10 protein-coding genes and 1 pseudogene are annotated in these 12,282 nt (G+C 46.3%); all 11 read left to right on the forward strand.

Translation table 11 applies throughout. From position 1 onward, the window contains the following. The coding region (locus tag AB5443_RS23055; RefSeq protein ID WP_368119642.1) for an N-acetylmuramoyl-L-alanine amidase at window positions 1–489 on the forward strand (489 nt) is incomplete at its 5' end. Next, window positions 489–992, forward strand: a complete 504-nt coding sequence (locus tag AB5443_RS23060; protein WP_288084215.1) for a membrane lipoprotein lipid attachment site-containing protein — start codon at window positions 489–491, stop codon at window positions 990–992. The genes AB5443_RS23055 and AB5443_RS23060, both read left to right, overlap by 1 nt. Further along, window positions 989–1,267: a LysM domain-containing protein gene (locus AB5443_RS23065; protein ID WP_007765984.1), complete on the forward strand. Its 279-nt coding sequence runs from the start codon at window positions 989–991 to the stop codon at window positions 1,265–1,267. Before AB5443_RS23060 ends, AB5443_RS23065 begins: the two co-directional genes overlap by 4 nt. After that, a complete protein-coding gene (locus tag AB5443_RS23070) occupies window positions 1,267–2,115 on the forward strand; it encodes a hypothetical protein (protein WP_287614201.1) in 849 nt (282 codons plus the stop codon). Before AB5443_RS23065 ends, AB5443_RS23070 begins: the two co-directional genes overlap by 1 nt. Beyond that, window positions 2,105–2,593, forward strand: coding sequence for a hypothetical protein (locus AB5443_RS23075; RefSeq protein ID WP_287614204.1), 489 nt, complete (start codon window positions 2,105–2,107; stop codon window positions 2,591–2,593). Before AB5443_RS23070 ends, AB5443_RS23075 begins: the two co-directional genes overlap by 11 nt. Continuing rightward, window positions 2,586–3,392 carry a hypothetical protein gene (locus AB5443_RS23080; protein ID WP_287614209.1) on the forward strand — a complete coding sequence of 269 codons (807 nt, stop codon included), beginning with the start codon at window positions 2,586–2,588 and terminating at the stop codon, window positions 3,390–3,392. The genes AB5443_RS23075 and AB5443_RS23080 overlap by 8 nt, the downstream gene beginning before the upstream one ends. Window positions 3,393–3,399: 7 nt before the next feature. Further along, the gene (locus AB5443_RS23085) at window positions 3,400–9,696 is read left to right on the forward strand and encodes a hypothetical protein (RefSeq protein ID WP_288084218.1); all 6,297 of its coding nucleotides are present in this window, start codon (window positions 3,400–3,402) and stop codon (window positions 9,694–9,696) included. A gap of 3 nt (window positions 9,697–9,699) precedes the next feature. After that, on the forward strand, window positions 9,700–10,491 hold the full coding sequence (locus AB5443_RS23090) for a Vir protein (protein WP_336524898.1): 792 nt from the start codon (window positions 9,700–9,702) through the stop codon (window positions 10,489–10,491). Window positions 10,492–10,515: 24 nt separating this feature from the next. After that, a complete protein-coding gene (locus AB5443_RS23095) occupies window positions 10,516–11,325 on the forward strand; it encodes a DUF1566 domain-containing protein (protein ID WP_368119643.1) in 810 nt (269 codons plus the stop codon). A 145-nt stretch (window positions 11,326–11,470) separates the two neighbouring features. Further along, complete coding sequence (locus tag AB5443_RS23100) at window positions 11,471–11,851, forward strand: four helix bundle protein (protein WP_272196437.1); 381 nt, start codon at window positions 11,471–11,473, stop codon at window positions 11,849–11,851. A 14-nt stretch (window positions 11,852–11,865) separates the two neighbouring features. Then, window positions 11,866–12,282: pseudogene (locus tag AB5443_RS23105) on the forward strand (reverse transcriptase); the annotation flags it as partial.

Here is a 12,282-nt window from a genome sequence, read left to right on the forward strand (position 1 = left end):
CCTACATACATTATCATCCATTGTTCCGCAACACGCGAAGACAAGGATTTCACAGAGAAACAAATCAACGATTCACATGTAGCCCGCGGCTTCGGTAAATGGGGATACCACTATTATACCCGGAAAGACGGTCGCGTGATCCCCATGCGGGCGGAAAACGAAGTCGGAGCACATGACAACTTTATCGTTCCCGGTACGAATACCAGTTATAACCGATGTTCAATCGGTATCTGCTATGAGGGGGGACTGGACAAGAACGGCAAGGCAAAGGATACCCGGACGGATGCACAAAAGAAAGCGATTCGCGAGCTCGTTCAGGACATCTGCAACCGCCATGACATTATTGATATCCTCGGACATCGCGATACCAGTCCGGACAAGAACGGGAACGGCATCGTCGAAAAATGCGAGTGGATGAAAGAATGTCCCTGCTTCGACGTAAAGAGTGAATTTACCTCATTTTTACCACCTGTAATCGTTCGACCGTAATGAAAAAGATACTCGTTTTTTTACTCGCAATCGTGATGCTGTCTGTCTGTTCCTGTCGTTCGTCAAAGATTGATACGACCATTCATCAGGATAACACGGAACAGAAGCAGACGGAACAGGAAGAAGTTTCTACAGACAAAGCGCAGGTCGACGTAAACAAGAACGTTGAGCGAATTATCGAGATGATGCAGCAAATGGAATTCAACTGGCAGAAGACGAACTATTCGCCACCGGATAGCACAGGGAAACAATACCCGACCTCAATGGAAACAGCGACAGGAACGTCAACCAAGCAGGAGAAAGAAACATATAACGAACAGTTACAGGTGCAAATACAAGAAATTCGGGAAACCCTGCTGACATTGAAGGAACAACTCGAGAAACAGGAGAAGAATGATACAAAGATCGTTGAAAAGGTCGCGTACATTCCTCCGTGGGCAAAAGCCGTAATAGCAGCCTTTTTTATTGCATTTGTATTTTTTATTTATAAAAATGTAAGATGAAAACAGTAGTACAAGCCGGACAAACCTTGCTGGATATATCCGTGCAGGAATATGGTACAATCGAAGCGGCTTTCATGCTTGCCAAGACGAACGATATGAGTATAACAGATACCCTGCAAGCCGGACAGGAAATCGAAATACCGGAGAAGGTGTATAACAGTGAACTGGCTGATTACTGCCGGAGGAACTCCGTTTGCCCGGCTACTTCTGAAACCGCGTCGAATGCAATACGATTGAGAATTTTCACTGAACAATTTACCGAACAATTTAAATAATGGCTAGAACAATCGCAGAAATAAAGAAAGAAATGACGGATGCCTATATGTCTAATAGCATTATCCGGGACATATATGGTATCACAGGTGATGCCGACTTTGATTCGGTGTTTTCTCCCGTGTCAATAGAAAGCACCCTGTTCTACATTTTTGCGGCAACAGCGCACGTCATAGAGCAAATGTTTGACCAGTTCAAGACGGACGTAGAGGAACGGATTGACGCTAATATCATACCGACGGTGCGCTGGTATCATAGCAGTGCGCTGGCTTTTCAGTATGGTGATCCGCTGGTCTATGATCCGGAAAAATACCAGTTCCGGTATTCCGCTATCGACGAAGCCAAACAGCTTGTCAAGTATGTGGCGGTCAAAGATCGTGGGGGAAGTATTCAGATACTCGTGTCCGGAGACGAAGGCGGGCTTCCATGTCCTTTGACCGGGGACGTTCTAACGGCATTTAAAAGCTATATGAATTCAATCAAGATTGCCGGGGTGATTCTCTCCATCCAGTCAATGAAAGCGGACGATATCCGTATCAACGCCACCATAGAAGTCGACCCGATGATTCTTAACGCTTCCGGTGTTCGTTTATCCGATGGCAGCAAGCCTGTTGTCACTGCTATCAACGATTACCTGAAAGGCATCGAGTATGGCGGTAAATTCAATAAAACGAAGCTTGTCGACGCGATACAGAAGGTTGAAGGGGTGCTGGACATCGAACTTGGAGAATGTGCCGCAAAAGCGGCATCCGCTACGGAATATAACGTGATTAAAAATAATAACTATACGGCTGTATCTGGATGTTTTATTCTGAACAGCCTTGAAACATCCCTGACTTATGTGGTATGATTTCGATATTATCAAATATGCGCAGTATGTGCTTCGCCCATCGTTGCGGAAAAGGACGATTTTTACAATTATATCAATCTTCCTGCTTCCTTTAATCTTTATTTACACCCTGTTTAAAAGTTACCGTAAACAGGCTATCGACAAGCTGAATATAAACGGTCAGGTGGTATATATTGAAAAAGTTTTGAACGATAGATTTTTTCTGAAAAACAGGGAAATATACATTACAGATATAGCAGGGAAAGAGTCACGCTTATACTACCGCAGGGAGGAACAGATACCGTCCTACCTGCATAAACGGAGCGAAGGGGCAGAAATAAAATACATCCAGCAACGTGGTGAAGGAAATTACTCGGGCAATTTTATAGTAAACATCCCGTTTTTTTTGGCTGCGTATGAAAGTGAGATTAAAAATTTAGTGGACTATTATAAACCAGCCGGACGCTCTTATGTCCTTAAAATATACGAATATGAATAAACTGTTATTTAAAGAAGGCGGACAACCGTTCTATCTTGATGATTTGGACTTTATGCAAAGCGCATTTGCTGAAACCGTGGAAGGAATAATCAGTGCGTATGGTAATGTTATCCTTTCCGGTTGTAACATTCCACCTCCTATTTCTATTGCCGGATATCCGACATCATACCATTGGGAAAAAGGATATATAGTCATTAACGGAGAGGTTTACAAGGTGGAGGAAGGCAGTTTCAATGGTGTAATGAACGCTAACCTGTATTGGAAAGTGGTCAGTACAGATGAACAAAAGGAGAACTATGAAGACGCATCAGAGGGCTATGTTTACCGGATCAGAAAGGTAGTACTGACCGATACGGTAAAAGAGGGTGACCTATTTGTTTCGCAAAAAAACATGAAGACGTTGGAAGAACTGACAAGCCGTTCGCTGTCACTATCGGTGGAAGAGGTATCGGTAAACTCTGAAGGGAATAAGGCAACAATCCAAATGTTCGAGGAAGATATACCTCTTCTTCAAAAGGGAGACGTGATAGAGATTATCACATCTCTCGGGTTTAAGTACGGTGTTATGGGAGGAGCAGTCACAAGTGTTGAAACATTCAAATTCATAGCGGGCGATAATTCCCACTCGTATAGGTGTATCGTAGCAAAATCTGATAATGGCGAGATAATTGTTCCAGTATATGTCAATTTTAATGCGGAAAAAGGTGCGTTATACCTTTCTCATATCACCAATCAGGTTCTATATGTTAGTCCGAATTCTAGCCATCGGATTATCGTTCATAAAAATATCCATAAATAAAAGAAGTATGGCAACAATATACGAATTAAAAAGACGGGCACAGGAGCTTTCCGCAAAGAAAGACTCCCTATCCATATCACCTGATGAGGTGGGCGGCTTGATTGATGAGACGCTGGATGTCATCAATGAAGCGGAAAAGAATCAGGTGGGACTGGGTATCCGCAATACATATACGACCGTCGCGAAGATGAACGCGGACAGTATTTCCCCGGCTGGCTCTGACGGAAAGCCGTTGAAATTCGGTCAGATCGTGACGGTATATGATGAGAGCCATCCCGATGCAGTCGACAATGGCAACATCTACGCCTTTCAAAATCCGGGCTGGAAACTTGTCTCAACAACGGGTAACCTTTCTGTATATGCAAAAAAAGAAGATGTAGAAACGGCAAAGAATACGGCTGATGCAGCACAAAAGAAAGCCGATGAAGCCGCGGAATCCGCCAAAAAAGCGAACGAGAACATCGGAAAACTATCCGATAATGTCGGTACGGAAGAAGCATCGGAAAGCGAAGACGGGACAGTGTGGGGTAAACTTAAAAGCCTTTCTGACGATGCTGACAGTACATCACAGGACGTGTCTTCTTTAATGGTAGATTTCGTTCATCATTCAACGGAACGCTTTGACGAAATAGTAACTGACCCTTCCATCGTGCTGGAGCAGTCCAGTGCGCCTACTGAAGACGGTAAAATTGTATTTGTCGCCAGTCTGGGTAAATTTGCCTGCTTCGTTGACAACAAGTATTACCCAAGCTGGAAAGGTGTTGATGACTATATGAATACCGACCGCACACACCCGCACGAGAATAAAATATACTTGTTCGGCAACAAAACCTACATCTACTTTGCCGGGGCTTTGCTTTCTGCCGACTCCGACGCGATGCAGTTAGCCGCGTCTGCGGACTTGGCTGCAAAAGCGGCAAAGAAATCGGCTGAAGACGCACAGGCTACCGCGTCTTCAGCGTTGTCGCTGGCTAACAAAGCCCTGTCCGTTATCAATGTCAACGAAATCTGTGGCGGCTCTGTCTATTCCTTGCCCGCAGCTATTGCCGCAATAACGGAAAGGGAGGATGTGGATAATATAACTTACCGCAAACCGGGTATAGTATTAACCTATAAAGTTGCTGATGGTGAATGGGAGTCAAAGCAGTTTGCCGGATCATCCCTTGAAGGTTTTGCCACAGAAACGAACTGGACGGACTTCGGTGGTGCTGGTGATGACATGACGGGCAAAGGCGCAGTGCTGCTGGTTGATGAAATTGCACCACTGTCAAACGGATACTATATTCTTCAAACAGCTATCAATGCCTTGACAGCTTACGAGACAGCGAATGAAACGGAATGTATCAAGCCCGGTGTGGTTATTATCTACCGTACCGGAAAGGAAACATTTGAATCCAAACAGTTGTGCGCGTCCCGTGCCGATTATAATGACTTGGCAGCATGGAACGACTTCGGTTCTGCCGCTGGAGGAACAGTCGAAACCGATTCCGAAATCATCAAGGACAGCGTGAACCCGGTAGCAGGTGGTGCGGTCTATGATGCCATGCCCGTCGACGTGGATGGCGAGCAGGCAGAAGACGGAACGGTGCGCGTGTACATGAAGAACGCGGAAGGGCTTCCGCTGGGCGACGGTTTCACCTTTGCAGTCGGAACTGGTGGCGGTGGGGACGTTGCCGGGACAATCGTGTACATCTATCCGCAAAAGACCTCCCTGTATGCCGCACTCGGAACTGACGACCTGACAATCAGGCTTGCGATCATGTCGCGTACCGGATCGGGTGAGATGGTTTCATACAACAACATCGAAACCCTGCAACTGAAAGACAAGTCAACAGGTGAAACGCTTGAAACTTTCAACGTGAACCGGGAAAGTTCCTCGTCAGATACGGACTACACTTTCACGATTCCCGTTAAAAGCTATTTCAGTGAAGCGATGAACCGCAAGTTCGTGGTCGTTGCTACCGATGACGGGGGAAATACCGCACAGAAGACAATCAGCGTCACGGCTGTAAACCTGAAACTTTCGCGCGTATGGGCTTTGTACAAAACATTGCAGGAAGGTTCGGGACTCGTCACCATGACGGACGTGTTCAAACTGTCCTCCGCCAATAAGTCAACCGTTACGGCTCATATCAAAACAGGTGACGAATGGAAGCTGATCTCACAGACCAGCGTAGCTTCTACACGCTCACAGGACTTGCAAATCAACGTTTCGTCTTTGGGGCTGAAACATGGTGCATATACTATCAAAGTCGTCGCACAGGACGTGGAATCGGGCGTATGGTCGAACTTCCAGTTCTTTGACGTAATGATCGTTAATCCGTCCAGCCTTATGCCTGTTGTCGCGCTGGCACATTCGGAAGACACGGAAACAGCATGGGTTGCCAAACAGTACGCAAACCTCAATATCGAAGTGGCGTGCTATGATCCCGGTCATGTTGCTACCGATGCCCATGTTGAAATACACAAGGTCGCAAAAGTTACCAATACCTCTACCGGGGACAATAGTGAAACCGATACGGTGATGACTACCGTATCAGTAGGACGTAACAGTACATTCAACCTGTCCACCCGTGTTGACGGCTTTTCGATTGCGGACAATATCAGGAACGTGTTGAGTATTTACGGAAAATGCGGAGCCGGAGAAAGCAATACGATTGAGTACTCCGTTAACAGTTCCGTCATTGACATCAACGGTGATTCCAGCTATATGATTTATTTCAATCCGGCAGACAAGGACAATTCGGATCAGGACAAGTCATGGCTGTACGGAGTTTACGAAATGGAACAGAACGGGTTCAACTATTCCACGAATGCCTTTGTCATCGATAAAACCGAAGGAAAGGCGTTCAAGGTTTCGGATGATGCCACCGCATTGTGTACTTATCGTCCCTATAACCGTACCAACATTGAGCAGACCGGATCGACTACCATCATCAAGATAAAGACGCAGAACGCTGCCGATCCTGATGCGAACGTCGTGTCATGCTGGGACGAAGCAAACCAAATCGGGTGGCGTATCACTTCAAAATGCGTGTACTTCAAAGCACTCGGAACTGAACTTATCGAACGGTATTTCAAACCGGGTGACATCTACGAGTTTGCCTTCGTCATTGAAAAGGCAAATGCGGAAGAGGACGGCAAAGGCTATATCAAACTGTATTGCGACGGGGACTTGATTGGCGCATCCAAGTATACGGCAGGACAAAGCGCGATCAAGCAGTCCGAACAAATCAGCTTCTCCGGAACAGCCGGGGAACTGTACATGTACCGTTTGCTTTCATGGGAAAAGGAAATGGCTGACGAACAAATCAACGACGAGTTTGTAATCGGGAAGTCCGACACGGATGAAATGATCGCTTTGAACAAAAAGAATGACATCCTTACCGACAACAAAATCGACCTGAACAAAGCACTTGAAATGTGCGACTGTCTGGTGGAAATGCCGCACGGGGATTATAAACTTGAAACGCTTGACAACGTAACGGACACGTCCACCAAGATATATACAGACCTGTACCTGTTCTGCAAGGACAAAGGCATGAGCCTTATTATCGAGAACGTGGAAACGACCAATCAGGGTACGACATCCGCCTTCTATCCGACCTATAAGAACAGGAAATACAAGCTGAAAAAGGCAACTATCCGCGCAATGTATCCGGAACTTGCTCCGCAGGCTTTGCTCGACGCAATCGCAAACAAAAAAATCATTCTGCGTGGCAAAAGTATTCCGTTCGACAAAGTCTGCCTGAAGGTCAACTATGCATCACCCGACAAGGTGAACACCCCGATTTCCCGTATCAATAACGATATGCAGAAGGCTTTGGGCGAGGAATACATGACACCAGCGCAAAACGCGTATTATGCGGATGAAAACAACACGCTGGACTTGCGTACCTCTATCGATGGTAACAGTGTGCTTGTCTTCAAGTCGGATACCGGGAATATCAATGACGCCTATTTCTGGTGTCGTGGTGACTGGAACATCGACAAGGGAAACCCACCGACCTTCGGTTTCAAGGACGTTCCCGGTTATAATGCCGACTGTTTGAGTTATGGCGACTTCATCGACCTTCCGGACGTGACGGAATCCTATTTCATGTCCCATACTGGCGACTACGATCAGGATACGATCTACATGCTTTCCAAATCGACGGACGCTTCGTACAAGTTCATGGAATATGTCGACGGGGGATGGAAGAACACTACCGGGACAATCTCTTTCAACGGCAAGAAAACTGCCGTTACCGGACGTGTCCTGAACCCGGTTGAATGCGTTGAAATGCTCGATTATGAAGGCATGTGCATCTTCGATGACATCGATAACTTCATGACCATGCAGTCGACACACAGCAAGTGGGTGAAAGGCTTGTACGGTGGGGAACTGTCAACGGAAAGCCTTGTCCCGAAATGGACGATGTTCTTTGAATTCCGTACACCGGATGATGATGACATGAGCCTTGCCTACGCGCTTGGAAAGAAGACACCGTACCGCTGGAAACAGTTCTGCGAATGGGTGTATTCATGCAATCCGAAGAACCGTATGGCAGGCGGCAAAATCAGTATCAACGGGGTACAGGTCAGCGACACGCTCGAAAACCGATACCGGAAACTGGTTGAGGAAATGGACAAGTATTGCAGCGTGGCTTCTTTCCGCGCGTACTTGGTTCGTATCCTGTATCATTCAGGCGTCGACCAGTTGTCAAAGAACAGTATGTGGGCTTTATATTTGTGCCCGGATGGTGTCTATCGCTGGTATATGAATCATGACTACGACTCGGACAGTACGAACGGAAAGAATAACTCCGGTATTTTCAAACTTCCGTATAATGTGATGCTCGATAGCGTCATGGAAGGGGAAAACGTGTTTGCCGGACGTATGAGTGTCGTATGGCAAGGCATGTGGCGTTATGATCAGGTCGGACTTGCAGCGACCGCAGAGAAAATCCGTACATCGCGCCTTCCGGGTGGCGAGTCTGCCTTCTCCTATGAAGCCGTATTACGTGAATCGGAAGAAAAAGACCACCTGATGATACCCGCAATCGTTGCCTGCCGTGACTCGGTAGCGAAGTATATCACCAATCCGGGCGGTCAGGCATTCAACGTAATTTCCGGTATGGGTATCCCTTACCGACATTACTACGTGTCTGCCCGTTATGATTTCCTTGATGCGTACTTCGGTGTCAGCACGATCCTGAAGGCAAATAACATGTGCATGTTCCGCGCTATCGGTGAGAACATCAATATCGAAGTGACCGCAAGCGAACAGTGGAAATTGTGGGCGGGATTCAACACGCCTGCTGCACAACAGGGGGCATGGGCGGAAGAAGACGGTTCAAAGGTGACATTCCATTTCGACGGTTCAAACTCATCGAGCGCGATCTATATCATCGGTGCATCGAAGATCAAGTCTTTGGGTGATTTGAGCACTGTCAACATCGACGGTACACAGGCAAAGGACTTCACTACGCTGATCCGTGTCGAGGAACTGGTATTCGGCAGCAAGCGCGAAGGATACGCTAACAATAGCGTCACAGACCTTCCGCTTGGTGAAAAACCGTATATGAGACTCCTGAACGTCGAGAACTTCAAAAAGCTGGTATCTCTTGACCTGACCGGAGCAACGCGCCTTTTGCATCTGCTGGCATACGGCAGTTCCTTGCAGATCGTCAACTTTGTGGGTGGCTGTCCGGTTCAATATGCGGAATTGCCGACCACCATGACACAGTTCAAACTGATGAACCTCGATAAGTTGAGCTATAAAGGGCTGAATGCGGACACAGGCATCGTTGTTGAATCCATGCCGAACATCACCACACTGCGCGTGGAAAACTGCCCGCTTATCGACGTTGTAAAAATGATCCGCGATATAATCGATTCGCAGGAAGGTAATGTCGTATTCCGCCATATCCGTATCACCAACCGTGATTTCATCGGGAACGGTTCGGAAGTGCTGGAAATCCTGCAGCTCGGTATCGGGGGACTGGATGAAAACGGTAATCAGGTAGAGAAGCCCGTACTTACCGGAAACTATCTGCTGGATGAAGTTATCGAGAACTCGGATATAGAAGCGATCCGGAACGGGTTTGAAGGTTTGACCGTTTCCACCATTATCGATGCCTATGTCAAGATGATTGATTGGTTCAATTCGGAAGCCTATGGTGGTGAACCTTATTATCCCGAAGTCACATTGGATAATGTGGGTGAAATAATGGATTATTATAATGGCGAATCTTACGAGGAATATCTCGAACGCTTCGCCAAGGATAACATGGATATTAACGACTTAGTAAACATCAATTAATTTATGAGTACAAAAGAACAAAGCGCGACCCTGCTGCGCTTGAACAAGCAGGCGCAAGTGGCGGCTCTGAACGCAGTGGGATTCTCGGATATTACCGAGAACTCCCGTGCTTCGGAATTCGGACAACGTATCAAATGGGCTGCCGGGCTTCTTGACCTCTGTCTTGCCTGTAACCGCATCTCTGATAACTCCAAGGCATACTTTACCGCTGCCGAATGGAATTCCCTAACTGTTGCCAATAAACAACTTTATATCAAACGCGGTCTTCGTATCCGGGCACATGGGCATTCCTTTGTAATTGCCGCTCAAGAGTGCTACAATGCTGACATGACTACTGCCTTCTATTGGGGTGGTCAAGGAAAAGCCATTGACGGATTGAATCAAAAGGGACTGGGCGCCATGTACGGCTGTTTCACTGGCGAGGAAGATACCGACCTTATCATCGCAACTTTGAGAGACCAAAATAATAGCGGTGTGATCGGCGCTCCTGCTGCTGAAGCTGCCCGTTCATACCGCGCTTATACTTTGGAGAGTGATGGTATCGCGGATGAATCCAACTGGTTTTTGCCGTCATCCGGGCAAATGTTGCTGATGTACCGCTATCGCGATAAAATCAATGAGATGATGCGTACCTTTTGGAGCAGTGACAGTATGTTGATGACCGATAAGTATTATTGGTCAAGTACGATTTGGGATAATAATTCTGCCTGGACATTCGAACTGAATACCGGACGTTGTACGGTTCAGAATAAAAATTCCATTCTTCTTCATGTGAGAGCTATTGCTTCTGAATAGTATTAACCTAAAATTATATAATAAATGGATAAAAATAATGGGAGCGCAATGCTTTTGCGCTTGAATAAACAAGACCAAATTTCAGCTTTGCAGTCAATAGGTTTTACAACCGTCAATGAAAACACCCCTGCAAGCGAGATCGCCAAGTATATGAAATGGGCAGGTACGCTCCTTGATTTGTCTTTGGCTGCCCTTCGAATTGAAGACGGTGAACAGGTCTTTTTCACCGCTTCCGAATGGAACTCCATGAGCGCGAATAACCGTTCGAAATATATCCGTATCGGTATCCGTGTACGTGCCGAATGTCGCCAGTTCATTATCGCCAAGAGTGACTGTATTGACGCAGGCGGTACGAAAACATTCAAGTGGGGTGGCTATGCTACCGACCTTAGGGGCTTGAAGAACTATGGCAGCGGTAATCAAGGCTTATATGATACGTTTGACGGCAAATCCAACACCGATATTATTATAGAAACTCTTGCAGGTGTTAAAGATACCCAGGGAACTGTCGGTGCTCCTGCCGCTGAAACTGCCCGGGCATATAAAGCCTGTACCCTTGAATCTAATGGAATAGAGGATACAACCGTGTGGAACCTTCCCGCACTGGGCGAACTCATGCTGATAGCTAAATATAAATTGGAAATCAATGAACTTGTAACTTCCATGTTTGGAAATCAAAATATAATTACAACCGACTGGTACTGGAGCAGCACCGAATATGACGCCTCGAGCGCGTGGTACGTGTCCATGAACGGCGGCCTCGTGAACACGTACGGCAAGAATAGCGCAGGCAGGGTTCGTCCCGTTTCCGCAATAGATTCTTTGTCTCTTTAACTCTTTATCTCTTAGATAGTTACATTTAATTAGCCCCGGTAGGGGCTTTTTTAGTTTTAAAATTTTGAAAAAATGAGTGTTAATAGTTTGACAATCATTAACTTTGCGGAGTAAAAGAAAAATTTTAAAAATATCAAAAATTAACATGGGAAAAGCAGAGGACAGACCAGTCTATCAATTAATGTATCGGTTATTAATGTTGATACTTGATGCAAGAGACAAGTTTCCGAAGAATTACAGGTACGAATTCGGTACGGAACTTATGATGTCCGCCCTTCGTTGTTGTGAGCTGATCCGTTATGCAAATTCAAGTCTTCCGCGTCGCGTGGAATACCTGAACGAATTCCTTGTTAAATTTGATACATTGAAACTCTTATTAAGGGTATGTCGAGACCGGAAACTGATCAATATTCAGACGACAGCGGACATCATTGAGATGGTCACGTCAGTTGAAAAGCAAATTTTAGGGTGGCGAAATTTCACCGCTTCCCAAGAGAAGACAGCTTCCGTAAAGCCAGAGCCATAATCTTCACGGAGTTTATGGGAGAGCAATCTGATTTATCTATTGGGCATTCCTCCGGTGACGAACCGGGAAAGACCAAGACAGTGAATGCTGAATCCTCGAACGCGTGGTACGTGAACATGAACAACGGCAACGTGAACACGAACAACAAGAATAGCGCAGGCAGGGTTCGTCCCGTTTCCGCAACAGATAAACCGATCTATGACATACCCTTATCCTCAATTATAGAAGCATACGATGACTGCTGCAGGCAAAAGCGCAATACTGATGACTGTATTGAGTTTTCCTTCAATTATGATACGGGGCTGGTTGCCGTATGGGAAAGTATAAGGTACGGTCACTATGAACCGGACTTCTCTGACTGTTTTATGCGCAAGAGACCTGTTTTGCGTGAAGTATTTGCTGCCGCCTATATTGATCGTATTGTGCATCAC

Source organism: Bacteroides sp. RTP21281st1_H5_RTP21281_210402, assembly GCF_040918965.1.
Classification (GTDB): Bacteria; Bacteroidota; Bacteroidia; order Bacteroidales; family Bacteroidaceae; genus Bacteroides; species Bacteroides congonensis.